At 69.2% G+C, this 24692-nt stretch carries 24 protein-coding genes; 11 read left to right on the forward strand and 13 right to left on the reverse strand.

Going from position 1 to position 24692, the window contains the following annotated elements:
• Positions 1–68 precede the first annotated feature (68 nt).
• The 4 genes from fdhE to fdnG form a co-directional block, all read right to left on the reverse strand.
• Entirely contained in the window at positions 69–1001 is a 933-nt protein-coding gene (gene fdhE / locus OZ671_RS25310; protein WP_268863286.1) for a formate dehydrogenase accessory protein FdhE, read from the reverse strand.
• 64 nt (positions 1002–1065) lie between these two features.
• Complete coding sequence (locus OZ671_RS25315) at positions 1066–1767, reverse strand: formate dehydrogenase subunit gamma (protein WP_038306605.1); 702 nt, start codon at positions 1765–1767, stop codon at positions 1066–1068.
• A complete protein-coding gene (gene fdxH / locus OZ671_RS25320) occupies positions 1764–2702 on the reverse strand; it encodes a formate dehydrogenase subunit beta (protein WP_038306607.1) in 939 nt (312 codons plus the stop codon). Before fdxH ends, OZ671_RS25315 begins: the two co-directional genes overlap by 4 nt.
• 17 nt (positions 2703–2719) lie before the next feature.
• Positions 2720–5836 (reverse strand): formate dehydrogenase-N subunit alpha, encoded by a 3117-nt coding sequence (gene fdnG / locus OZ671_RS25325; protein ID WP_268863287.1) that lies wholly within the window; start codon positions 5834–5836, stop codon positions 2720–2722.
• A gap of 255 nt (positions 5837–6091) precedes the next feature.
• Between fdnG and OZ671_RS25330 the strand changes: the two genes are divergently transcribed.
• Genes OZ671_RS25330 through selD form a run of 4 tightly spaced genes read left to right on the forward strand, consistent with a single transcriptional unit; the run spans position 6092 to position 9118 of the window.
• Positions 6092–6661 (forward strand): TlpA family protein disulfide reductase, encoded by a 570-nt coding sequence (locus tag OZ671_RS25330; RefSeq protein ID WP_268863288.1) that lies wholly within the window; start codon positions 6092–6094, stop codon positions 6659–6661.
• Between the two features lie 7 nt (positions 6662–6668).
• Complete coding sequence (locus OZ671_RS25335; RefSeq protein WP_268863327.1) at positions 6669–7781, forward strand: transglutaminase-like domain-containing protein; 1113 nt, start codon at positions 6669–6671, stop codon at positions 7779–7781.
• On the forward strand, positions 7771–8025 hold the full coding sequence (locus OZ671_RS25340) for a sulfurtransferase TusA family protein (RefSeq protein ID WP_268863289.1): 255 nt from the start codon (positions 7771–7773) through the stop codon (positions 8023–8025). The genes OZ671_RS25335 and OZ671_RS25340 overlap by 11 nt, the downstream gene beginning before the upstream one ends.
• A gap of 28 nt (positions 8026–8053) precedes the next feature.
• Complete coding sequence (gene selD / locus OZ671_RS25345) at positions 8054–9118, forward strand: selenide, water dikinase SelD (RefSeq protein ID WP_268863290.1); 1065 nt, start codon at positions 8054–8056, stop codon at positions 9116–9118.
• Positions 9119–9129: 11 nt separating this feature from the next.
• On the opposite strand, the gene OZ671_RS25350 is transcribed toward selD, so the two are convergent.
• Positions 9130–9765, reverse strand: a complete 636-nt coding sequence (locus tag OZ671_RS25350; protein ID WP_268863291.1) for a CGNR zinc finger domain-containing protein — start codon at positions 9763–9765, stop codon at positions 9130–9132.
• A gap of 76 nt (positions 9766–9841) precedes the next feature.
• Between OZ671_RS25350 and OZ671_RS25355 the strand changes: the two genes are divergently transcribed.
• The gene (locus OZ671_RS25355; protein WP_268863292.1) at positions 9842–10069 is read left to right on the forward strand and encodes a hypothetical protein; all 228 of its coding nucleotides are present in this window, start codon (positions 9842–9844) and stop codon (positions 10067–10069) included.
• Here OZ671_RS25355 and OZ671_RS25360 read toward each other — a convergent pair.
• Positions 10066–11406 carry an FAD/NAD(P)-binding protein gene (locus OZ671_RS25360; protein WP_268863293.1) on the reverse strand — a complete coding sequence of 447 codons (1341 nt, stop codon included), beginning with the start codon at positions 11404–11406 and terminating at the stop codon, positions 10066–10068. The genes OZ671_RS25355 and OZ671_RS25360 overlap by 4 nt on opposite strands.
• 132 nt (positions 11407–11538) lie before the next feature.
• On the opposite strand from OZ671_RS25360, the gene OZ671_RS25365 reads away from it, so the two are divergent.
• The 6 genes from OZ671_RS25365 to OZ671_RS25390 all read left to right on the forward strand — a co-directional run bounded on the left by OZ671_RS25365 (position 11539) and on the right by OZ671_RS25390 (position 17421).
• Entirely contained in the window at positions 11539–12792 is a 1254-nt protein-coding gene (locus OZ671_RS25365) for a DUF2325 domain-containing protein (RefSeq protein WP_268863294.1), read from the forward strand.
• An 18-nt stretch (positions 12793–12810) separates the two neighbouring features.
• The gene (locus OZ671_RS25370) at positions 12811–13410 is read left to right on the forward strand and encodes a DUF2478 domain-containing protein (protein WP_268863295.1); all 600 of its coding nucleotides are present in this window, start codon (positions 12811–12813) and stop codon (positions 13408–13410) included.
• A 105-nt stretch (positions 13411–13515) separates the two neighbouring features.
• Positions 13516–14019 (forward strand): molybdopterin-dependent oxidoreductase, encoded by a 504-nt coding sequence (locus tag OZ671_RS25375; RefSeq protein ID WP_268863296.1) that lies wholly within the window; start codon positions 13516–13518, stop codon positions 14017–14019.
• A gap of 172 nt (positions 14020–14191) precedes the next feature.
• Complete coding sequence (locus OZ671_RS25380) at positions 14192–15346, forward strand: DegT/DnrJ/EryC1/StrS family aminotransferase (protein ID WP_268863297.1); 1155 nt, start codon at positions 14192–14194, stop codon at positions 15344–15346.
• Positions 15347–15460: 114 nt separating this feature from the next.
• Positions 15461–16489, forward strand: a complete 1029-nt coding sequence (locus OZ671_RS25385; protein ID WP_268863298.1) for a glycosyl transferase — start codon at positions 15461–15463, stop codon at positions 16487–16489.
• Positions 16486–17421, forward strand: a complete 936-nt coding sequence (locus OZ671_RS25390; RefSeq protein WP_268863299.1) for an NAD-dependent epimerase/dehydratase family protein — start codon at positions 16486–16488, stop codon at positions 17419–17421. Before OZ671_RS25385 ends, OZ671_RS25390 begins: the two co-directional genes overlap by 4 nt.
• Here OZ671_RS25390 and OZ671_RS25395 read toward each other — a convergent pair.
• The 7 genes from OZ671_RS25395 to OZ671_RS25425 all read right to left on the reverse strand — a co-directional run bounded on the left by OZ671_RS25395 (position 17406) and on the right by OZ671_RS25425 (position 24437).
• Complete coding sequence (locus OZ671_RS25395; protein ID WP_268863328.1) at positions 17406–18842, reverse strand: mannose-1-phosphate guanylyltransferase/mannose-6-phosphate isomerase; 1437 nt, start codon at positions 18840–18842, stop codon at positions 17406–17408. The two genes, OZ671_RS25390 and OZ671_RS25395, sit on opposite strands and share 16 nt — an antisense overlap.
• Positions 18843–18967: 125 nt before the next feature.
• Positions 18968–20275 (reverse strand): O-antigen ligase family protein, encoded by a 1308-nt coding sequence (locus tag OZ671_RS25400; RefSeq protein ID WP_268863300.1) that lies wholly within the window; start codon positions 20273–20275, stop codon positions 18968–18970.
• A gap of 26 nt (positions 20276–20301) precedes the next feature.
• On the reverse strand, positions 20302–21051 hold the full coding sequence (locus OZ671_RS25405; protein WP_038306647.1) for an SDR family oxidoreductase: 750 nt from the start codon (positions 21049–21051) through the stop codon (positions 20302–20304).
• Complete coding sequence (locus OZ671_RS25410; RefSeq protein WP_268863301.1) at positions 21051–22328, reverse strand: beta-ketoacyl-ACP synthase; 1278 nt, start codon at positions 22326–22328, stop codon at positions 21051–21053. The genes OZ671_RS25405 and OZ671_RS25410 overlap by 1 nt, the downstream gene beginning before the upstream one ends.
• Before the next feature lie 11 nt (positions 22329–22339).
• On the reverse strand, positions 22340–23542 hold the full coding sequence (locus OZ671_RS25415) for a beta-ketoacyl-ACP synthase (protein WP_268863302.1): 1203 nt from the start codon (positions 23540–23542) through the stop codon (positions 22340–22342).
• Positions 23543–23570: 28 nt separating this feature from the next.
• The gene (locus OZ671_RS25420; protein ID WP_268863303.1) at positions 23571–24044 is read right to left on the reverse strand and encodes a 3-hydroxyacyl-ACP dehydratase FabZ family protein; all 474 of its coding nucleotides are present in this window, start codon (positions 24042–24044) and stop codon (positions 23571–23573) included.
• Between the two features lie 111 nt (positions 24045–24155).
• Positions 24156–24437 (reverse strand): acyl carrier protein, encoded by a 282-nt coding sequence (locus tag OZ671_RS25425; protein WP_038306655.1) that lies wholly within the window; start codon positions 24435–24437, stop codon positions 24156–24158.
• Between the last annotated feature and the right edge of the window lie 255 nt (positions 24438–24692).

The following is a 24692-nucleotide window of genomic DNA, read 5'->3' on the forward strand; positions in this document are numbered from 1 at the left end:
GGCGGCCTCGGGCGCGCGCAGGACTTCGTCGACCGAAGGCAGGGCGCGGAGCGCTGCATCGGCCATGGCTAGTAACCGAACAGGAACGGATTGAGCCCGCCCCGCCGATAGCCGGTCTGGCGCATCAGCAGGTCGAGGGCAAGGCTCGCGACATCGTCGGCGACCGGATCGAGATCGGGGTTCCGGTGTTGCTGGAGGACCTTCACATAGGCCTGGCAGGCATCGCAGGTCTCCGCCCGCACCAGTGCCTCGGTGCCTTCGCCCACCCCCTCGTCGACCGCCTGATAGCCGATCTTCGCCGTCTCGCCGCACAGCGTGCATTTGATCCGCACGACATGCCACTGCGTCGCGCAGAGCGAGCAGGTCGCGAAGCGTGTCCCATGGGCGCCGCGCCAGCCGACGACGGCGGAGGCGACGGGCGGCGCGCCGCAGCTCGGACAGGCTCCTTCGCCGGCCGGCTTCAGCCGGTCGGCGGCAAGACCGCCGGCGAGGCGGGTGAAGTGCAGCTGGAGGGCCGCGGCGACATAGACATGCTCGGCGACCGCCTCGGTCGGCGCCGCCCCCGCGAGCAGGAGCGCGGCCATGGCCTCGCGCTCGTCCTCGCCTGCCGCCGTCACGCGGCGCAGCGCGGCGCGTCCGGCCTCAGGCATTTCAATCTCGGGCGCGAGCGCGAAGAGTGCGTCCATTGTCGCCGCGAGCGCGTCGTCGCCGGCCGCATGGCCGCGGTCGAGCGGCGGCATTCCGAAATCATAGGCGCGGGCAAGCCGGGCTTCGTCGGGCATGACCGGTGCGGGCAGGCTTTCCTGCGCGCGATGCTGCGCCTCGGCAAGGCCGGCGAGAAAGCGCAGATAGGGGCGCAGCTTATGGCCCTCCGACAGGATCGCGAAGCGCTGCGCACGCTGCCGGAAGTGGACGGCCGCATCGGGCAGCCTGGCGAAGGGCGGTGCTGCGGCCTCTCCTATGGCGACGCCACCCGCCGCCCCACCGACAACCTTGCTCATGCTTCACCTCACGAACCGCACGGGCCACGTGTCATTGTCCAAGCGCCGGGCATCGAGCCCGCCGTCATTCCGCCGGCGTCGCACCTGCCTTGTCGCCGTCATGCCGGCCGGAAACGAGTTTCCGCAGCCATTTGCGATGATGCCGCCAGGCCCAGCCGCCGGTCACCTGGCCACGGGTCATGGCGCTGATCGTGCCGCGCACCCAGATCGCGGCATAGACATGGACGATCCAGACGCAGATCGCGACGATCGCCGCGAAAGCGTGCACCAGGACGGCGATGCGCTTCTGCTCGATCGTGAAATAGGGGCCGAAATACTGGTCCCAGATGACGATGCCGGTGGAGATCAAGACGATGATCAGCAGCGACATCGACCAGAAAACCAGCTTCTGGCCGGCATTGTACTTGCCGACCTCGGGCAGGTTCTCCTCGTGACCGTTGAGCACGTCGCGGATCTTCGAGAGCCAGACATTGTCGGTCCGCTCCCACAGGTTCAGCTTCCAGAACCGGAGGAACAGGCCGCAGAAGCCGAAGAACAGCACCACGCCGAACCAGGGATGCAGCGCCCGGGTGTTCTGCCCGCCGCCGAACAGCGCGGTCAGGCCGAACAGGCTCGGGTGGAACAGGGCAAGCCCCGACACGGCCAGCAGGATCAGGCTGATGGCGGTGATCCAGTGGTTGATCCGGGCGCCCACCGAATAGCGGTCGACCACGACGGGATTGCCGTCATGCACCTGGTCGCCGGGAGAGACGTCGCGCGTGCTCATGCCTCGCCCTCCGTCAGACGCTTGGCATCCTCCTCATCCTCGCGCGACACCCGGTTGGGGCCGGAAATCGCGTGATGCAGGAAACCGAAGGCGGCGGTGAGGCCGATGACGGCGAGGCCGGCATATTTGGCAGCCCCCTTCCACAATTCGACCAGCGGGCTGATGCGTGGGTTCTTCGCAAGCCCGGCATAGAGCTCCGGCTGGTCGGCATGGTGCAGCACGTACATGACGTGGGTGCCGCCGACGCCGGGCGGATCATAGAGCCCGGCATTGCGGTAGCCGCGCGACTTCAGGTCGCGGATCCGGCCCTCGGCATGCTGGCGCATCTCGTCCTTGGTGCCGAAGACGATCGCCTGGGTCGGGCAGGCCTTGGCGCAGGCCGGGCCCTGATCGACCGCCACGCGGTCGGAGCACAGCGTGCACTTGTAGGCCTTGTGATCGACCTGGCTGATGCGCGGAATGTTGAAGGGGCAGCCCTTCACGCAGTAGCCGCAGCCAATGCAGTTCTCGTGCACGAAGTCGACGATGCCATTGGTGTACTGGACGATCGCACCCGGCGCCGGACAGGCCTTCAGGCAGCCGGGATCGGCGCAATGCATGCAGCCGTCCTTGCGGATCAGCCATTCCAGGTTGCGCGTTTCCGGATTCACCCATTCGGTGAAGCGCATCACCGTCAGGCTCGCCGGTGTCAGGTCGACCGGGTTGTCATAGGTGCCGTGGTTGATGCCGACCGGCTCGCGCAGGTCGTTCCATTCCAGGCAGGCCGACTGGCAGGCCTTGCAGCCGATGCATTTGGAGACATCGATCAGCTTGGCCATCGGGGTGAGCTGGCGCGCCGGGGTCGGCACGCTGGAGGCCGAGCGGCGCACGATATCGGCTTCGCCGAACCGCGGCTGCGTCTTGGCCAGATCGGGATTGGGAAGCGGCGGAAACATGGGCGTGCCTCCTCAGATCACGATGTTGCGCCCGGAATGGGCTCGATGTCGACCAGGAAGGCCTTGTATTCCGGCGTCTCGATATTGGCGTCGCCGACATAGGGCGTCAGCGAATTGGGGCCGAAGCCCTTGCGTGCCGCGCCGGTGAACCCCCAGTGCAGGGGGATGCCGACGACGTGCACGGTGCGGCCGTCGCAGGTCAGCGGCATGATCCGCTTGGTGACCACTGCGCGCGCCTTCACCGAGCCGCGCTTGGAGAACACCCGCACCATGCTGCCTGACACGATGCCCTTCTCGCGCGCCAGGGCTTCGCCGATCTCGACGAAGAATTCCGGCTGGAGCGAGGCATTGATCTGGGCGTGCTTGGTCCAGAAATGGAAGTGCTCGGTCAGCCGGTAGGAGGTCGCCGCATAGGGAAACTCCCGCGCCTCGCCGAACTGCTCCATGTCGCCGCGGAACACCCGCGCCGCCGGATTGCCCCGGATCTTCGGCGCGATGACATTGGCGATCGGCGCCTCGAACGGCTCGTAGTGCACCGGGAACGGCCCGTCGCGCATCATCGCCCGGGTGAACAGGCGCGACACGCCTTCCGGGTTCATGATGAAGGGGCCGACCTGGTCCGGCCTGGCGTTCACCGCGATGTCGGGAACGTCATAGCCGGTCCAGGCCGTGCCGTTCCATTCGATCAGCTTGCGCGTGGCATCCCACGGCTTGCCCTCGATGTCGGCCGAGGCACGGTTGTAGAGGATGCGCCGGTTGGCCGGCCACGACCAGGCCCATTTCGCATAGGCCCCGGTCTCGTCCGGATCGCTGGTGTCGCGCCGCGCCATCTGGTTGCCGGCTTCGGTGTAGCAGCCGGTATAGATCCAGCAGCCCGCCATGGTCGTGCCGTCGTCGCGCAGCAGCCCGAAACCGGCAAGCTGCTTGCCCTTTTCCAGGAGCCGCTTCGACGGATCGTTGGGATCGGCGACGTCCTCCAGGACATAGCCGTTCAGTTCCCGCGCCAGTTCGTCCGGCGAGGGCGCGCCCGGATCGCGATAGCGCCAGTCGAGATTGACGATCGGCTCGGGCACCTTGCCGCCTTCGCGCTCGTAGAGCGCCTTCAGCCGCAGGAAGATCTGCGCCATGATCCAGGTGTCGTGCTTGGCCTCGCCCGGCGGTGTCGCACCCGGCCAGTGCCACTGCAGCCAGCGCGAGGAATTGACGAGCGACCCCTCGTCCTCGGCAAAGCAGGTGCTCGGCAGTTGGATGACCTCGGTCTGGATCTTGGCCGGGTCGACATTGTTGTGCTCGCCGTGGTTCTCCCAGAACCGCGCGGTCTCCGTCTCCAAGGGATCCATGGTGACGAGGAATTTCAGCTTCGACAGCGCCGCCGTCAGCTTCGCCCGGTTCGGGAAGGACAGGAGCGGGTTGAAGCCCTGGCAGAAATAGCCGGTCATCTTGCCCTGGTGCATCAGCTCGAAGGCACGCAGGACGTCATAGGCCGGCACGTCGAGCTTCGGCAGCCAGTCATAGGCGTAGTTGTTGGCTGGCGTCGCCGCCGCGCCCCACATGGCCTTCTGGAAGCTGACGAAGAACTTGCGGTAGTTCTGCCAGAAGCTCATCTGGCCGGGCCGCAAGGGGCGGAAGCCGCGCGTCGACATGTAGCTGTCGAAGGTCGTCTCCCGTTCCGTGGGGATGGTCAGATAGCCCGGGATCAGGTTCGACATCAGGCCGATATCGGTCAGGCCCTGGATGTTCGAGTGGCCGCGCAGCGCATTCATGCCGCCGCCGCGCACGCCGATATTGCCGAGGATCAGCTGCAGCATCGCCATGGCGCGGATGTTCTGCGACCCCTTGGAATGCTGGGTCCAGCCGAGCGCGTACATGGAGGTCATGGTCTTGGTCTTGGCCGAGCATTCGGCCACCATCGCCGCGACCTTCAGGAACGTGTCCCGGGGCGTGCCGCAGATGCGCGAGACCATTTCGGGCGTATAGACCGCGACGTGCTGCTTCAGCAGGTTCCAGACGCAACGCGGATGCTGCAGCGTCTCGTCGACCACGGCGAAACCGTCGGCGCCGATCTCGTATTCCCAGGTCGAGCGGTCATAGTCGCGGCGCTGCTCGTCATAGCCGGTGAACAGCCCGTCCTGATAGGCGAAGCCCTCCTTGACCACATAGGTCGCGTTGGTGAAGGCGCGGGTATAGTCCCACTGCACCTTGTCGTTGGTGATGCAGTAGTTGATGAGGCCGAGCAGGAAGGCGATGTCGGTGCCCTGCCGGATCGGCGCGTAGAGATCGGACACCGAAGCCGAGCGCGTATAGCGCGGATCGACGACGATCAGCTTGGCGCCGCGGTTGGCCTTGGCCTCCGTGACCCACTTGAATCCGCAAGGATGCGCCTCGGCGGCATTGCCGCCCATGATCACGACCAGATCCGTGTTCTTGATGTCGGTCCACGAATTGGTCATCGCGCCGCGACCGAATGTTGGAGCCAGACTGGCTACCGTCGGTCCGTGTCAGACACGCGCTTGGTTGTCGAAGACCACCATGCCGGTCGAGCGCACCACCTTGTAGGTGGCCCAGGCCGTCTCGTTGGTGGTCGCCGACGCCGCCAGGAAACCGGTCGACACCCAGCGGTTGACCGTCACGCCGTCATTGTTGCGCTCGATCAGGTTGGCGTCGCGGTCGTCCTTCAGGAGCCGCGCGATGCGGTCGAGGGCGACCTCCCAGGTGACGCGCTCGAACCGGTCCGAGCCCGGCTTGCGGATCATCGGATATTGCAGCCGCGTCTCGGACTGGACGAAGTCGAGCAGCCCCGCGCCCTTCGGGCACAGCGTGCCGCGATTGGTCGGATGGTCGGCATCGCCTTCGATATGGACGACGCGCGCCGGCTCGTTCTTCGTGACGTTGCCCTTGGAGTAGAGGATGACGCCGCAGGCAACCGAGCAGTACGGGCAGGTGTTGCGCGTCTCCGACAGGCTGGCGAGCTTGAACGGACGGATCGCGGCGGCCTGCGCCGCCTCCGTCTCGCCAAACCCGAACGCTGCCAATGACGTGGCCGCAACACCCGCTGTTGCGCCCTTCAGGAACAGGCGCCGCGAGATCTCGATATTCACGGTAGCGATCCTCCCCAGATGCCCCGCGAGCAGCATTCCGAGCCGTTCATGACGGAAGACCCGGTATCCACTCGGATCACTGACAAAAATGCTGACTAGAACAATGCAAAGGTCGGAGGGAAATGCAAGCAATTGCTATAGGTTGCACCGCAGCAGAGGCTCCCGCGATGCAGTGTCGGCCGCAGCATCCTGTTGACCTCTTCGGCACCGGCGCGCAGACTTCGCGTCGTGCACTGTCGTGTCGCTCCCGCGGTGCGGGGCTCGCTCGCCACATTCTGCCGCTGCGCCGGAATGGCGTTGGCCCTGGCGTTTCTTGCGGCCGATCATGACGCCGCGCGCGCCGAAGCGCCGGCGTGGAGGGCTTGGCGGAAGCCTGTCCCGGATTTCATCCTGCCGGCTCTGGATGGGAATGACGCCGCTTTTGCCGGCGCGGACGACCGTATCGTCCTGGTTCACTTCTTTGCGACGTGGTGCCTGCCCTGCCGCGCCGAACTCCCTGCCCTGCAGCGTTTTGCCGCACGTGCCGGGGCCGCGCGGCTGAAGGTTCTGGTCGTCTCGGCCGCCGAACCCGACTCGCGGGTCCGCCGGCTGCGCGACGAGTTGGCGCTGACCTTGCCCATCCTGCTCGATCGCGACCGCGCGGTGATCAAGGCCTGGCAGGTCGCGCTGCTGCCGACATCGGTCGTGCTCGGGCCGGGTTCGTCGACGCGGTTCGGCGTCGAGGCCGACATGCCCTGGGACCAGGTCGATCCCGACGCCCTGATACGGGCGGCGACGCCGCCGCGCCCGGAGCCGGGCGCCCGATCCGGCGAACCGCCGCCGGAACTCCAACGAGAGGAAGCCCATTCCGAGGGAGGCTGACATGCCGATTGATCGACGCATGATGGTGCAGGCCGGTGCCGCGGCGGCGCTGGCGGGGGCGTGGTCCTCGCCGCTGCGCGCAGAGAACGCTTTCGCCCCGCACCCGGGCGCATGGCGCGGCTACGAGGTGAAGACCCGTCTCGAGATCGCCGAGGCGTCGGGCGCCGTGCAGGCCTGGATCCCCCTGCCTTCGGTCACCGAGGCGGACTGGATGCGGACCGGCGGCAGCCTCTGGCGGACCAATGGGCTCGCGCGGCTGCGACGCGAAGCGAAATACGGCGCGGAGATGCTGCACGTGACCTGGCCGGCCGGGACGCCGGCGGCCGGCCCGGACGCCCCTGTCGTGGAGGTCGTCAGCCAGGTTCTGACACGCGACCGCGCGGTCGACCTCGCCCGGCCCGCCGGGATCCGTCCGCTCGAGGCGGCCGAGCGGCGGCTCTACCTGGAGGGCACCGAGCTCATCCCCATCGACGGCATCGTCAAGGCGACGTCGGACCGCATCGTCGCCGGTGCCACCGGCGACCTCGCCAAGGCCCGGGCGATCTACGAATGGGTGGTCGGCAACACCTTCCGCGACGCCACCACGCGCGGCTGTGGTTCCGGTGACATCGCCGCCATGCTGACCAGTGGCAATCTCGGCGGCAAATGCGCCGATCTCAATGCGCTCTATGTCGGTCTTGCGCGCGCCGCGGGACTGCCGGCGCGCGATGTCTACGGGCTGCGCCTTGCCCCGTCCCGCTTCGGCTATCGCAGCCTCGGCGCGGGTTCCGAGGTGGTGACCAAGGCCCAGCACTGCCGCGCCGAGGTCTTTCTGGAGGGTGTCGGCTGGACCCCGGTCGACCCCGCCGACGTGCGCAAGGTCGCGCTCGAGGAGCCACCGGCCAATCTCGACCTGGACCATCCCAAGGTCGCTGCCGCCCGCGCGACGCTGTTCGGAGCCTGGGAAGGCAATTGGCTCGCCTACAACTTCGCGCACGACGTCGCCCTGCCGGGCGCGACCGGCCCGACGCTCGGCTTCCTGATGTATCCGCAGGCGGAAGTCGCCGGCCAGCGGCTCGATTGCCTCGACCCCGACAGGTTCCGCTATGCGATCACGGCAAGACCTCTCGATGCGGCCTGAACCGGCCGACGCCAGCGGCGCGGAAACGGTGCTCGACCTGCGCGGGCTCGCCTGTCCGCAGCCTGTGCTGCACGCCAAGCGGGCCCTGCGCACGGTGCCGGCCGGCGCCGTGCTGGTGCTGGAATGCACCGATCCGCTCACCGTCATCGACATTCCGCATTTCGCCCGCCAGACCGGCCATCGCCTCCTCGGCCAGGCCGAATCCGACGGGCTCTATGTCTTCAGGCTCATGAAACGGCATTGATCGCGGCATCCGCCCGGGAGGATCGGCAATGAACATCCAGGCCCCCATCGAAGCGCCCGTGCGGTTGACCAGCCTTGCCCATGGCGGCGGCTGCGGCTGCAAGCTCGCCCCGTCGGTCCTGCAGGACCTGCTCGCCGGCCAGCCCGCGGCCGGACCTTTCCATCGGCTCCTGGTCGGCACCGAGACCGGCGACGATGCCGCCGTCTACCAGGTCGACGAGCAGACCTGCATCATCGCGACCACCGACTTCTTCATGCCCATGGTCGACGATCCCCACGATTTCGGACGCATCGCTGCGACCAATGCCATTTCCGACGTCTACGCCATGGGCGGAACGCCGATCATGGCCCTGGCGATCCTCGGCATGCCGATCGGCAAGCTGCCGGTCGAGACCATCCGCGCCATTCTCCAGGGCGGCGCGCAGGTCTGCGCCGGCGCCGGCATTCCGGTCGCGGGCGGCCATTCCATCGACTCGCCGGAGCCGATCTACGGCCTCGCCGTCATCGGCACCTGCCGGCCGCAGGACGTCAGGCGCAATGGCGGCGCGCGACCCGGCGACCGGCTGATCCTGACCAAGGGGCTCGGCGTCGGCATCTATTCGTCGGCCATCAAGAAAGACAGGCTGTCGGCCGAAGCCTATGCCGAGATGATCGCCTCGACGACGCTGCTGAACCGGGCCGGCCAGCGGCTCGGCGCGAACCCCGACATCCATGCCATGACCGACGTCACCGGTTTCGGCCTCATCGGTCACGGCCTGGAAATGGCCCGCGCCTCCGGCGCGCTGCTGGTGGTGCGCGCGCCGGCCGTGCCGCTCCTGGCCGAGGCCGAAGCCCTGGCGAAGCTCGGCTGCGTCACCGGCGCTTCGCTTCGCAACTGGGCGAGCTACGGTGCGGAGGCGGAACTCGGCGGTGATGTTGCGGAGTGGCAGCGCCATGTCCTGACCGACCCGCAGACGTCCGGCGGGCTGCTCCTCGCCTGCGCGCCGGAGGCGGCCGATGCGCTCGCCGCATCGCTCCGCGCCGAAGGTTATCCGCGAACGGCGATCATCGGGCATGTCGAGGCGGGCAAGGCCGGCCTCAGGGTCGAGGCCTGACGGGCGGCGGTTCAGCCGAGGCCGGCGCGGCTGCGCTCATAGTGCCGCCGCGCCTTGGCGCGATTGCCGCAATCGCCCATCGAGCACCAGCGGCGTGTGCCCGTGCGGCTTTCGTCGAGAAACAGCCAGCCGCAGCCCTTGGGATCCGCGCACTGCTTGACCCGTTCGGCGCGCGGCCCGCTCAGCAGATCGGCGGCCGACCAGACGAGCGGCGCCAGCATGTCGAGCGCGCTGGCCGGCCGGCCCGTGTCGTGCCAGCCGATCCCTTCGGGCCCGGGCGCCAGGACCTGGCGCTGCGGCATGGCTGCGATGACCGTGTTCAGCGCGGCGAAATCCGCGGCGGCGCCCGACCTGCCGTCGATGCGCGCGCGCAGCAGCCGGTAGGTCGCATCACGGAAGCCAAGCGCCGTCCGGTACAGCCTGTCGGCGGCGGGCGCATCGGCCAGGGCCGCGGCAAGGCGGGAACGGTCCCGCGCGCCGACCAGCCCCGCCCCGGTGCACCAGTCGACGAGCGCATGCGCTGATGGAAGCTTTTCCTCCGGCGCTGCCGAATTGCGCCAGGCCACCGTGTTGACGAATTCCAGGCACAGCTTGGCATCGGCACTGCGGCGCGCCGGGTCGAGGCCTGCATGTGGCGTTCCGGACATGCCCGCAAGGCTAATAACCCTGTACCGAGTTAGCAAGCGCGCCATGCGCCGCGCTTGCCGGCCGCGGGAGGAACCGATGATCGCCAGGCGCGCCGTTCTCGCAGCCCTTGCCAGCCTCGTCCTCGCAGGGCCTGCTGCCGCACAATACCCGGCCTATCCCAATGACGAGCGCTCGCCGCGGCGACGTTCCTGGTCGCGCCGCCGCCACCGCCGGCGGTGGCGCGCGCTGAGCCGCCGCGACCGCATGCTGATCGAGCGGCAGGAGGTGCCGAGTTCCTACGGTTCGCCGAGCCCCTGGAACTAGGAGGCCGCGGCGGAGCCCTGGGCGAGCCCGACCAGAAGCGCCTCGGCAAGCTCGGCCGCGCGGCGCCGGATATCGGGGATCGCCGTGATCTCCCAATGCCGCCCGCGCGTCGGCGGGCCCAGCGCGAACAGCCGCTGCGACGCGACGCCGTCGCGGTCCAGCACCCGGTCCCGGCCGTCGACGTCGATGCCAAGACCCAGCCGGTCGGCGCGCATCAGTCCGTCGCGCAGCATTTGCGCCTGCAACCGGTCGGCATCGTCCGGATCGCAGCGCGCGCCCGAACAATCGACGACACGATCGAAGACATGGGTTTCGTGGCGCCCGCCCTCGCGCAACTGCACGGTGACGCGCGCTTGCTCCCCGGTGGCTTCGATGGCGAGGAGCCGGCCGGCGAGCACGGTCAGCTGCCCGGCGGCGATCACGGCCTTCAGCCCGACCCCGACCGACGGCGGCGCGCGATGGCGATGGACCTCCCACCAGGGGCGCAAATGGCGCAGGAAGCGGCGGCGCTGCCGATCGTCGAGGCTGTGCCAGAGCGCGCCATTGCGCGGCCGCAGATCCTGCATCACCGCTTCCCAGCCTCCCGCCGCCTCGCTCAGCGCGCGGAAGCGGGCGAGCCGCCGCGACAATCGCCCGGCGAACAGCAGGTCGGTATCCGCGCCGGCGCCGGCGCCGGCGTCCGGCGGATGCGTGCGCGGCAGGAGACCGCGCCGCGACAGCGCGACGATCTGGCCGAGATGGTCCCGCTCCATCAGCGAAATCACCATGTCGATCATGGTCAGGCCGGTGCCGACCAGCAGCACCTGGCCGGCCGGATCGAGCCCGTCGAAAATGTCGCTGCCCCAGGGGTCGCGCCGCCAAGCCAGGCCGGTGTCGGCCGCCGGCGGCCGATAACCGGTGGCGAGCACCACGAACCGGGCCGCGAGCGATGCTCCGCCGGCGGTCGTCAGGATCAGGTCCGACGCCGCCGGGCGCAGGCCGACCACGTCGTCGGCCACGATCTGCAGCCGGCCCCGGCCGGCCGCCGCGGCATCGGCCAGCATGGCCTGGAGATAGCGGCCATAAAGCTGGCGCGGCACGAAGCCACCGGCCGTGACGCCGGCCCAGCGCCTGAAATGGTCAGGGTCCTCGGCAAAGGCGCTCATGTCGCCCGCCCGCGTATTGAGCAGATGCGCGCAGGACGTGGTCGCATAGGCGATCCCGAGCCCTGGCCGGGCGCTCCTGTCAAACAGCGTCACGCGGACCGGCATGGTCATCCGGTGCATCAGCCGGACCGCCAGCAGCGCGCCGCTCGCCCCACCGCCGACGATGGCGATGTCGGTTGTTCCATGCTCCATGCTCGGAACGGTTCCTCTCGATCTGTTCGCCGCCGTGGATCATTGGCCGGCGATGCCGCCGGCAAGGCTTGGCGTGCGGCGCAAGGACGGCTATCGTTATATCCATAGAAGCATAACGATGCGAGCACACCAGTGTCGAGCCTCACCGTTCTTCATCGCAGCCCGCGGGTCGAGCCGCCTTCACTGGCCGACCGGCTCCGGCCCCCGGCCTTCGGCGACGAAGGCCCGCCTTCCGCCAGGCGGCGGAAGATCTGGGCCATCTCGCCGCATTTCCACTGTTCGATCATCGGCACCTGCCTGACCGCCGGCGAACTTCGCCAGGTCTTCGTCAAGCTCGGCGACGCCGATGCCGGATCGGCCAGCGACCACGCGCTGCACATCCGCGGCGTCCATGCCGCCGGTCGGCAGGATCTCGCCGGCAAGCTGATCAACAAGGCTCTGGACAGGCGGCATGAAGCGGCGCTGAAGCGCTTCGGCAAGGCGACGAGCACCGAGGGTCTGCGCGAGATCTGGCGCAAGGCCTTCGACGACGGCGACATTTCCGGCGCCTACTGGGCCGTGCTCAGCCATCCGGCGGCCGATCGGCAGCTCCTTCACGATGCCTTCGGCGAGGTGCATATGCTGTCCCATCTGGTCGGCAGCGCCAACCGGATCGACATTGCCCGCCTGAACCGGCTCGAGCGGCAGCTGGCCGAGCGCGACGACAAGATCGCCCGCCAGGAGGCGCGGCTGCGCGCGGCGGCCGATGAGCGGGCTGTTCTCCAGCGCCGGGCGGAAGCCGGCGAAAGCGAGCTGGCAAGGCTGGCGATCCGCGAACAGGCGCGTGCCGAAGCGGGCCGTGGCTTGGCGAGCGCCACGGACCGCGACGAAGGCAGCAGGGCTCATGCCGACAATCTCGCCGAGCGGCTGAAGCGGGCCGAGCTGCGGGCTGCCGAGGCCGAGCGGTTGAATCGCGCGCTGAGCCTGCGGGAGGCGGAATTCCGCCGCGAGCTGGCGGCGCTCGAAGCGGCGCTGCAGGCTGGGGAAGGCGATACCGACGATGCGCCCGACCTGGGCGGCCTGACGCTGCTCTATGTCGGCGGCCGGCCGCGTCTCGTCGATCAGCTGAGGGCGCTCGCCGCCACGCGCGGTGGCCTGCTTCTCGCCCATGACGGCGGGGTTGAGGACAATGTGACCTTGCTGCCCGGCCTGATCAGCCAGGCCGACCTCGTCCTGTTTCCGGTCGACTGCATCAGTCACCTCGCGGCCGGCCTCATCAAGCGCCACTGCCGCGAGGCCGGCAAGGCCTATCGGCCGCTGCGCAGCGCCAGCCTCGCAAGTTTCCTCACGGCGCTCGCGGCGATCGACCATGGCCGCGCGGCCGAGCACGGCACGGCCGTCGCCTGACCAGGAGCGGAGGGACCGATGCCAGTCCTGCCTGCATCTCTTGCCGCCGGACGCCGCGCACGAACGCCACATTTCCACGGCGATTGCGACGTGGCGGCCATGGTCTATGGCCGCGATGTCACGCCGGACGCGCTGCTCGCCAGCTTCATCGACGATCTGCTGGGCCAGGGATTCGATGTGCGCGGCGTCGTGCAGGCCCGGCCGGCAGGCGACTCTCGCCGGCCGGGCGGGCCTCTGTTCAAAACCATCCCCGCATCCCCGTGCGAAGCCGGGCCCCGGCGCGACCCGCGGGCGGCCTGTGGCACCACCCTGCCCGACATCGGCGCCTGGCTGGCCGCCGGGCTGCGGCGCCGGCCGGATCTCGTCGTGCTCAATCGGTTCGGCTCGCAGGAACTGGCCGGGAGCGGCCTCGTCGGCGCGCTCGCCGAAGCCATCGAGCGTGACGTGCCGGTTCTCATCGCGGTGCCGGAAGCACTCTTCCCACGCTGGCTCGCGCTCGCGCGCGGCCTTGCCGTGCGGCTCGCCGCCGACCGGGCGAGCCTCGATGCCTGGTGGCGCTCGCTCGGCAAGGCCGGTCCGCAGGTGCCGGACACGACATTTTGCGGCCGCTTCAAGTAGCGCGCCGCGCTTGTGATCACGCTATATCCAATTGTATATAGCGTGATCACAAGCGCCGTCCGCCGTCGGACCGTCGCCAATGGTGAAGCACCGATGCCGTCCCTGATGCCGCTGCCCCGCCGGCTTGCCCTGGCCCTGCTCCTGCTGGTCGCGGCCGGGCCGGCCATGGCCGAGGATGCCGACGTCGGCAGCCCGGCCGGCCTCGTCGTCCAGGCTGGCGAGGCCGCGCCGCTCACGCTGACACGCGACAGGCTCGCGGCCCTGCCGCAGATCACCCAGCGCGTGACCCAGCGGACCGGCCGGGGCGAGACGACGGCCGAATGGACCGGTCCCCTGCTCTGGACGGTGCTGACCAGCGCCGGCCTGGTCGACCCGGACCATCACGGCGACCATCCAAAACTGATGGCGCGCATGACCGGTCGGGACGGCTATGCGGTCGTGGTGGCGCTCGCCGAGCTTGCGCCGGACTATCAGGGGCAGCCGATCCTGGTCGCATTGCGCCGCGACGGCGCCGACCTGGCGGAAGGCGCGCTGCGCCTCGTCGTGCCGGGCGATGGCCGGGCCGGTCGATCCGTGCGTGATCTCGCCCGCATCACCGTCTCGCGCTGAGACGCCGCAGCTCCGGACCGGCGCAGGCTCCGCCCGCCGCGGGCCTGCCGTCGTCACGTCAGGAAAGACAAAGTGATTTGGGATTGATGGCCGACGCGGCTAGTTGCAGCGCGAGCCATATTCATCCATGCCGCGCGCCGTTCCGCCGCGGCCCTTGCGGAAAGACCAAGCCATGACCGAAGCCGCGCCGCTCAGCCCCCTGCCGTTCATCGATCTCGGCGCCCAGCGCCGGCGCCTCGGCGGCGATATCGACGCGGCCATTCTCAAGGTGGTCAACCACGGCGCCTATATCATGGGCCCCGAGGTCTTCGCGCTGGAGAAGGCGCTGGCCGAGTTCTGCGGCGCGAAGGAGGTCATTTCCTGCGCCAGCGGCACCGATGCCCTCGCCCTGATCCTGATGGCCAAGGGCGTCAAGCCGGGCGATGCGGTCCTGTGCCCCGCCTTCACCTTCGCGGCGACCGCCGAGGTCGTGGCCTGGGTCGGCGCGACGCCCGTCTTCCTGGACGTCCACCCCGATACCTTCAACGTCGACGCGGCCTCGCTCGCCGCCGGCGTCAAGACGGCGCGCGAGCGCGGCCTCAATCCCGTCGGCTTCATTCCGGTCGATCTGTTCGGCCAGCCGGCCGATTACGACGCGCTGGAGCCGATCTGCGCCGAACAGGGCCTCTGGCTCCTGTCGGACGCCGCACAGTCCTTCGGCGCCACCTACAAGACCCGCAAGGTCGGCACCATCGGCATCGCCACCGCCACCTCGTTCTTCCCCGCCAAACCGCTCGGCTGCTACGGCGATGGCGGCGCGGTCTTCACCGACGACCCGGAGCTTGCCGCCGTCATGCGCTCGCTGCGCATCCACGGCCAGAACAACGACGACAAATATGACAACCAGCGGATCGGCCTCAACGGCCGCATGGACACGATCCAGGCCGCCGTCCTCATCGAGAAGCTGAAGATCTTCGCCGACGAGGTGGCCGCCCGGCAGCGCATCGCCGCCCGCTACAATGCCCTGCTCGGCGACATCGTGGACGTGCCTGTCGTGCTCGACGGCCTCACCTCGAGCTGGGCGCAATATACCATCAAGCTGCGCGGCGCAGACCGCACCACGGTCGCGGCACGACTCAAGGCCGAGGGCATTCCCACCGCCATCTATTATCCGCGGCCGCTGAACCAGCAGACCGCCTACAAGCACTATCCGAGCGCCGGCAACGGCCTGCCGGTCAGCGACCGGCTCGCCGACGAGGTGCTGGCCCTGCCGATGCACCCCTATCTCGACGAAGCGACCCAGGACCGCATCGCCGCGGGCCTGCGGGCAGCCCTCGCGGCGCGCTGACCTCCCGGCCGCCGGCGCGGCGCTTGCCGCGCTGCGCCGGCGCGGCTATGCGGATGGCTCGTTCGAAGGCTCAAGGTCGAAGGGCTTACGGTCATCACCGCCACCTCCCCCGCCATGTCTCCGCTCCTCGCGATCGTGCTGGCAGCATGCGCTGCCGCCGCCCTCGCATGGCTCGCGATCGCGCTGACACGGCCGCTGATGGTCAAGCTCGCGCTCGCGCGCCCAAATGGCCGCTCCTCGCATCGCGAGCCCATCCCGCAGGGCGCTGGCGTCGGCCTCATGGCGGCGCTCATCGCCATCGCCCTGGGCGCCACGGGCCTCGCCTCGGGCATGGACCGTAGCCTCGTCTTCCTCGCCGCCGCGGCCCTCGGCCTCACCGCGCTCGGCCTGGTCGACGACATCAGGCCGTTGCGCTGGCGGCTGAAGCTCGTCCTGCAGATCCTGTTCTGCCTCCTGGCGGTGGCCGGGCTGCCGCCCGCGCTCCGGCTCCTGCCGCTCGACGGCCTCTACTGGCCCGAGCGCGCGGTCATGACCGTCGCGCTGGTCGCAATGGTCAATATCGTCAACTTCATCGACGGGATCGACGAGATCACCGCGGCGCACTGCGCACCGGCCCTCGCCGCGGCGGCCCTGGCCGGAGCTCTCGCGCTCGCCGGGCCGACGACGGGCCTGACGGCCGGCGCCGGCCTCGGCGCGGTGGCCGGGTTCTGGCTCTGGAACCGGCATCCCGCACGCATCTTCCTTGGCGACGCCGGCAGCCTGCCGCTCGGCCTGGTGGTCGGCTGGCTCGCGCTGCGCCTGAGCGCCGAAGGCGCTCTGGTCGCCGGCCTGCTGATCGTGCTCTACCCGGTGACCGATGCGACGATCACGCTGGCTGGCCGGCTCATGCGCGGCTGCAACATTGCCGAACCGCATCGCGACCACGGCTATCAGCGCGCGGTCGACAGCGGCGTGGCGGTGCGGCGCGTCTCGGCGGTCGTCGCGCTGATCTCCGCAGCGACCGCCGTGCTCGCGCTCGTCGCCCTTGCCGCGCCCTATCCTGCCGTCCAGGTTCTGGCGCTGGCCATCGGCCTCTGCTGGACGGTGCTGCCGGTCCTCGGCTGGCAGCGCCGGCGGCCTGCAGCGGCGGCATCCCGGCCGTGAAGGTCCTGGTCACCGGCGCAACCGGCTTCGTCGGCCGGGCCATCGCCGGCTATCTGGCGGAGCAGGGCCATGCCGTATCGGCGGGCGCCCGCAATCCAGGCACGCTGGCGGCGGCGCCCGGCATCACGCCGCGAGCGCTGCCGGACCTGGAAGGCGACGTCGACTGGCGCCCGCTGCTGGCGGAGATCGATGCGGTGGTCCACGCGGCGGGCCTTGCCCATCAGCCGGCCGGCACGGACGAGGCGCGCATGATGCGCGTCAACGCCGAGGCCGCCGCCCGTCTGGCCGCGGCCGCCGCGGCTGCCGGCATCGGCCGCTTCGTCCTGATCTCCTCGATCCGGGCCATGACCGGGCCGACGGCGCCGGCGGCCCTGACCGAGGCCGGCCCGGCCCGGCCGACCGACGCCTATGGGCGCTCCAAGCTCGCCGGCGAACGGCTGGTGCGCGACGCGCTCGGCACAGCCGTCGTGCTGAGGCCGACCGTCGTCCATGGCGCCGGCGCCAAGGCCAATATGGCGAAGCTCGCGCGGCTTGCCCGCCTGCCCCTGCCGCTGCCGATCGGCAGCCTCGCCGGCCGGCGCTCGCTGGTCTCGGATCGCAATCTCGCCGCTGCGGCGGCCTTCGCCCTGATGGACGAGAGGACGCGGGGCGGCCTGTTCCACGTCACCGACGGCGAGGCGCTGACCGTGCCGGCCATGATCGCCGCCATGCGCCGGTCGCTCGGCCGGGCAGCCGGCACGTTCGGCCTGCCGGGCGGGCTCGATGCGCGGCTGGTTCGGCTGCTCCTCCCCGGCCTCTACGATCAGCTCGGCCGCGATCTGGTCGCCGACGATGCGAAGCTCGCCGCGGCCGGCTGGACGCCGGTCGAAACGAGCGCGGCCGGGCTCGCCCGGCTCGTGCAGGCCGCGTCGGGCCGTCAGACCCGCTTGTAGTCGTCCTGCGAGCGGACGATGTCGTCCTCGCCGAGATAGCTGCCCGACTGCACCTCGATGAGCTCGAGGTCGATGCGGCCGTGATTGGTCAGGCGGTGCCAGGCGCCGAGCGGGATGTAGACGCTCTCGTTCTCGCGCACGAGCTTCTCGACGCCGTCGATCTCGACCGTCGCCGTGCCGGTCACCACCACCCAATGCTCCGAGCGGTGGAAATGCTTCTGCAGCGACAGGCGCGCGCCCGGCTTGACCACGATCCGCTTGACCTGGAAGCGGGTGCCGCGGTCGACCCCCTCATAGGACCCCCAGGGGCGCAGCACCTTGCGGTGCTCGTCGGCAAGGCGACGCGTCGTCTCGTCGGCGCGCAGATCGCCGACCAGCGTCTTCAGGTCGCCGGCGACGTCGCGGCGCGCGACCAGCACCGCATCCTTGGTGGCGACCACCGCAATGTCCTCGAGCCCGATGACGGCGGTGTGCACCTCTTCGCTCACCACGAAGACGTTGCGCGCGCCGATCAGCGATACCGCGCCGCGGGCGGCATTGCCGTCCGCATCCTTGGGCGAGATCTCCCAGAGCGCGTTCCAGGAGCCGAGATCCGACCAGGCATAGTCGGCGGCGATCACCGCCGCACGATCGGTCCGCTCCATGACGGCGTAGTCGACCGATTTCGCCGGCGAAGCGGCGAACAGCTCGCGGTCGATCCGCTCGAAGCTGATGCCACCGGCTTCGTCGCGCGCGATGGCGGTGGCGACCTTGGCCGCCGCTGCGGCAATCTCCGGCTCGAACCGCTTCAGTTCACCGAGGAAGACATCGGCGCGAAACAGGAAATTGCCGGAATTCCACAGATAGCCCTCGGCGAGAAAGCGCGTCGCGGTCTCGGCATCGGGCTTTTCCACGAAGGCGGCGACCATATTGACCCGCCCATCCATGGTTGCGCCGGGCCGGACATAGCCATAGCCGGTGGCCGGCTGGGTCGGCCTGATGCCGAAGGTGACGAGCGCGCCCGCCTGGGCGGCGTCGAGACCGGCGGCGGCGGTCGCCGTGAAGGCCTGGGGATCGGTGACGAGGTGATCGGCGGCGAGCACCAGCATGACCGCATCGGGATCCTTTTGCCGCAGCAGCTCGGCCGCAACCGCGATGGCCGGTCCGGAATCCCGCCGCATCGGTTCGAGCACGATCCGCCCGGCAACGCCCGCCCGCGTCAGCTGGTCTGCGACGAGAAAACGGAAATCCTCGCCGGTGACGACCATCGGCTCGGCGAAGACCGAACGGTCGGAGACACGCGTCAGGGTATCCTCGAACGTCGAACGGTCGCCGAGCAGCGGCAGGAACTGTTTCGGGTGGGCTTCGCGGGATGCCGGCCAGAGCCGCGTGCCGGCGCCGCCGGAAAGGATGACCGGTACGATGCGTGTCTCACCCGACATGGTGTCCGAACCCTTCTGCGACGCCGCGGCGCCCATGATCTCGTCCATGCGCTAGCTGCAACAGGGCCCCCGCGCCAGCCAAATTCGCTAAAATGGTCAACATGTCCACGCCGTGCCGTCGCCCGTCAGGCCGCCGGCGCCGCCAGCGAAGGCCGGTAGAACGCCGTCTGCCGTGTCGCGGCCTGATAGGCCGCGACCAGCAGCACCACATAGGCCGACATGAACACCGTATTCATCTGATCGTGGCTGAAGATCAGGTTGGTCATGCCGAAAATGGCATAGCCGCCGGACAGCATGATCGCGAAGGCGACCCGGTCGCGGTAGCGGTCATCGCGGACCGAACCGACCGCGATGATGATCGGCGCGGCCAGCACGGCGATCAGCGCGATCAGACCGATGAGGCCGCGGCCGACGGCCGTCGTGATGAACTCGTTGTGCAGGTGCCGGTAGGGCGGCACGTCGAAGCCGTCCTTGGCGGCGCGCCGGCGCACCTCGCTCACCGCGTTCTGGCTGCCATAGCCGAGCACCGGCCGGGACAGGAAGGCTTCGGCGCCATAGGTCCACAGGATCGCCCGGTGGGCCGTGCTCGGATCGCGGCTGTTCATGGCCTCGCCGTCGGCGAGAGATGAGCGCAGCTCGACGAAGCGGTCGGACACCTTGGCGATGAGGCCGAGCCCGCCGACCGCCGCGCCGACCAGCATCAGGGCGAGGACGGTCATGCCGGTGCGGCGGCGGATGATCGGCCAGAGATAGACGCCGAGCGCCAGCACGATCAGCGGCAGGGCGAGCAGCGCGCCGCGCGTCTGCGACAGGAGGCAGGCGCCGAGGCCGGCCGCCGAAGCGACGATCGCGAAGACCTTGTGCAGCCGCGACAGCCTGGAAAAGCCGATCAGCGACAGTCCCGCGGCGAGAATCGCGACATCGCCGAAGGGGATGGCGTTGGCCATGCCGGCGGTCGGACGGCTGCGGCCGAACACGAAAGCCTCGATGCTGGCGAAGATCAGGGCCGATATCGCACCCGCGCGGATGCCGTGCAGGAACAGGTCGAAGACGTCGATCCGCGGCGTCTGGACCATGGCGCCGACCAGGACCAGGAACAGCAGGAAATGGATCGTCGTGCCGACGTCGAGCAGGCCCATCAGCCGGTTCGGGAACAGGACCGGCGAGAGCACCGCGACGGCGAAATAGACCAGCGCCACCGTGCAGCCGAAGGCCGTCTCGCGCGGCCAGACCCATCGCACCCGGCCGGCCCCCCAGAGGATGCCGACATAGGCCGCGCCGATGAAGAACCAGAGGGTTGCCACGCTGCCGAGCGGCAGCGGCAGGAAGCCGAGCAGCGGCGCGAACAGGAAGGCCGCACGGTTGGGATCGTCGAAGGTCGCCCGGATCCAGCCGGCGGCGCGCGAGGCGAAGGAAAGCGTCGGCCGATCCATCTGTGTTCAATCCGCCGCAGCGCCCGTCAGCGCGACAATCCCATGGATGCCGTCAGTCCACCGTCCATGGTCAGGGTGGCCCCGGTCAGGTAGCCGGCCAGCGGCGACATGAGATAGGCCACGAGGCCGCCGATCTCCTCCGGCCGGGCAAACCGGCCAGCCGGGATCTGGCTCTCCATCTTGTCGCGATAATCGGCATATTTCGCCATCATATCGGTGTCGACGAAGCCAGGAGCGACGATATTGACGCTCACGCCGCGCTTGGCGCTTTCGATGGCGAGCGTCCGGCAATAGGCCGCGAGCGCCGCCTTCGAGGCGCCGTAGGCGGCGTTGCCCTGGTTGGAGCGCTCGGCGGTGACCGACCCGATCGCGACGATCCGGCCGGAACGGGCACGCATCATCGGCCGGACCAGCGCGGAGACGAGCCGGGTGAAGGCGAAGAAATTGATCTGCATCACCGTCTCGGCCTTGCCCTGGTCCATGACCGCGGCGAGCTGGTCATAGGGCTGGCCGGCATTGTGGACGAGCCCGTAATAGGCGTCCTGCTCGGCGAGCTCGGCGGCAAAATCCTCGACCGCCTGCTTGTCGGCCAGGTCGACGCTGCGGATCGCGACATCGCGGCCCGGATGCGCCGCGCGAATCTCGGCGGCAAGGGCCTCGGCCGCCTCTCCCGAGGAACGGACCGTGAAGGTGACGTCGTGCCCGGCCTCGGCGAGGGCGCGGACGATCGCCGCCCCCATGCCCTTGGCGCCGCCGGTGACCAGGACGCGTCCCATCACGCCGGTTCCTTCGCCAGCACCAGGCAGACGTTCTGTCCGCCGAAACCGAAGGAATTGGAGATCGCCCTGGTCACTTCGGCCTTGCGCGCCACGTTCGGCACCACGTCGAGATCGATCGAGGGATCGGCCTCGCCGTAGTTGATGGTCGGCGGAATGACGCCGCGGCCGATGGTCATCAGCGTGAACACCGCCTCGATCGCGCCGGCTGCCGACAGCGTATGGCCGATCATCGACTTGTTCGAGGAGACCGCGATGGATTTGAGGTGATCGCCGAACACCGCCGAGAGCCCGACATATTCCATCTTGTCGTTCTCCGGCGTCGAGGTGCCGTGCGCATTGACATATTGGACATCCGCCGGGGTGACCCCGGCATCGTCGAGCGCATTGCGGATGCAGCCGATGATGGGCGCGCCGTCCGGGCTCGAGCGGGTGCGGTGGAACGAATCGGCCATCTCGCCGCAGCCTTCCACGACGCCGAGGATCCTGGCGCCACGCGCCTTGGCGTGATCATAGGATTCGAGCACCAGGGCGCCCGCGCCTTCCGCCATGACGAAGCCGTCGCGGTCGCGCGAGAACGGCCGGGCCGCCGCCTCGGGCTTCTCATTGCGGGTCGAGAGCGCCGAGAGCAGCGAGAAGCGCACCAGCGATTCCTGGTTGGCCGAGCCGTCGGCGCCGATCACCAGCGCGGCGTCGGTCTCGCCGCGCCGGATCGCCTCGACGGCGAGCTGAATGGCGGTCGCGCCGGTGGCGCAGGCGGTCGACACGGAAATCGGCGCGCCCTTGGTGCCGAAGCGGTCGGCCAGCTCGTCGCTCACCGAACCGAACAGGAAGCGCGTCTGCATCGCCGAAAAGTCCTTGGCCGCCGCGCCCTTGAGCAGCTCGCCATAGGTGACCGCCTCGGGCCGCCCGCCGGCGCGGGCGAGTTCCTGCCGCTGCGGCCATTCGAGCTCCACCGGCGGCATGCCGAGGAACAGCGGACCGGGGAAATCGCCATCCGCGCCGAGGCCCGCCTCCGCGACGGCTTCATCGGCCGCCAGGGCGGCCATTTTGGTCGTCAGGTCGGGAGCGTTGTCGAACGGCACGAAATCCACCGTGCCACCGATCGTCGTCCTGAGGCCGTCGACCGGAAAGCGGGTCAGCCGATGGATGCCGGACACGCCGGCCGTCAGCTTGGCCCAGTTGTCCTCCTTGCCCTGTCCGAGCGAGGTGACCACGCCCATGCCGGTCACCACCACCACGGGACGCCCATGCTTGTCCTTCGCCGCGCCAGCCATGCCGGTCTCCCTCAGATCGCTTCCACGAGGCCGAGGCCCTCGCCGCGCCAATGGCCGACCGAGGTTACCACCGCCTGCTTCACCTTGCGTGTCATGGCCGCTTCGGTCGGCGACCCGCCGACCGGCGGCACGGCTTCGCCGCGCGCCACCATCATGGCGGCGAGCGCGATATTGGCCGGGAAGGTCGCTTCCACGCTGTGGCCGATCACCGAGCCGGTGGCGCGGGTCGGCACTCGGCGCTGATCGAGGAGGTCGCGCTCGATGGCGACCGGGCCGGCGACGCCGGTGCTGCCGGAAACCACCACGGTCGCGCCCGGCACCAGCTGGGGCGAGATGGCGTTCCATTGCACCGCCAGGGAATGTTCGGCCTGTCCCGGCTTGCGCGCCGTGCGGTCGGACGTGACCGTCGTCAGCTTGGCGATCGGCTTGGCCCCACGCTTCTCTGCATGCTCGCGCGCCTCGATCACCAGGAACGCGCCGACCGAGCCGAGAATGGTGCCGCCGCCCTCGTTCTGGCGCTCCCAGACCGGCGCCCAGGGCTTGGTCCAGTTCATGTGGCCGAGCTCGAAATGCAGGATCGTGTCCGGCCGCTCGGCGGAATAGGCGCCTCCGACCAGGAACAGGTCGCCCTGGCCGGCATGGCAGCGCGCCAGCGCGACGCGCACGGCGTCGACCCCGGCCATTTCCTCGCCCATCAGGGTGCGCGAGGAGCCGACCACCCCATGGACGATCGAAATATTGCCGGCCAGCAGGTTGGAGAGCTGGGCCAGGAACAGGGTCGGCCTCAGATCGTTCATGAGGCGCTCGTTGAGGAAGGCCCCGGGCGCATTGGATGCTTCGAGACCGGTCAGCACCTGGCCGTCGACCGCATAGTCGCGCTCGCCGCCGCCGGCGGCGACGACCATGTGCATGCTGGACAGGAGCGCCTTGTCGCCCTTCACGCCGGCATCGTCGAGCGCCAGGCCCGCCGCATAGGTGCCGAGCCGCTGCCAGGCCTCCATCTGCCGCCGGTCGCCCCGGTCGGGGATCTGCTTGACGACGTCGATGGCGACCGCCGGATGCACGTGATAGGGCGCGTAGGTGGACGAATCGACCTTCAGCCAGGCGTCCTTATCCCCGCCAAGGGCGGCCCAATGCGCATCGAGCCCCTCGCCGAGCGCCGTGACAAGGCCGATCCCGGTGATCCAGGCCTCGCGTTCCCGGGCAATCGACATCAAGCACTCCTCATTTATCGCATTGTTGTCAGGCCGCTTCGAGCTTTTCGAACGGGAACTCGAGGCGCTCGCCCCATTCGCGGATCATCAGGGCGAATTTTGGATCTGGGAAGGTCTTCACCGCAAACTTGATCTCGGCTTCCGCGACCTTCTTGCCCTGGCGGGTAATGAAGGCCTTGGTCACCGCATAGCCGGAGCCGTCGCCGATCAGCTGGGCGGTCACTTCGAGCGGCGTCGAGGGCTGCACGAAATCGCGCATCTTGGCCGAATTGGTGCCGACCAGGAACGGCATGGCGGTCAGCTTGTTCAGGCCGAGAATCAGCCAGCCCGAGGTCTGGGCCATGGCCTCGATCATCAGGACGCCCGGCAGCAGCGGGTAGCCGGGGAAATGCCCTTCGAAAACCGGGCTCTCCGCGGGCACGTCGGCCGCTGCCGTCAAAGTCTTCGCCTGCGCGTCGAACGACAGGACGCGCGTGATCATCTGGAAATATTCGAGCCGCATGGAACGCGGACCTCCCGTCAGCGGGACCGCACTCGACAGGGCCCGGACCGATGAACGAAGCAAAGCCCCGAAACGAGTGAGGGCCCCGGCGACGTCAGGCGCGCGACGGCGTCACGCCGTCTTGGCGGCGACCAGTTCGTCGATCTTCGTGCACAGCGCACCGAGCACGAAATAGTCCTCGGTCTTCGCCTTGCCCTCGTTCACCTCCTGCGTCCACTTCTCGAGCGGCAGCTTGATCCCGAACGCCTTGTCGATCGCGAAGGCGATATCGAGGAAGTCGAGCGAATCGATGCCGAGATCATCGATCGCATGGCTTTCCGGCGTGATCTTCTCCAGCGGAATGTCGCAGGTTTCCGAGATGATCTTCGAGACGGTTTCGAAGGTGGACGACATTATTGAGGGTCTCCGTGCGGGCCGCCATCCGGCGAATAGATGCGAGACAATAGGAGGCGGGTGCCCGCGAGGGGCATCGTTTAGGCTTCGGGCCTGCTATAGAGGAGCCGTCGCAAGTCATCAACCCTCCGCATTCCCGACCGACGGGGGTAAGTTCGCGTTAACCCTCGCCTCTCCGGGCCGCTGGCAGCGCCGCCCGGGCATACCTGCCGAGCCACGGCAGCGCCCGCGTTGACGCCGGCCGCCCCGCCCTCG

Source organism: Phreatobacter sp. AB_2022a (assembly GCF_026847585.1).
Taxonomy (GTDB): Bacteria; Pseudomonadota; Alphaproteobacteria; order Rhizobiales; family Phreatobacteraceae; genus Phreatobacter.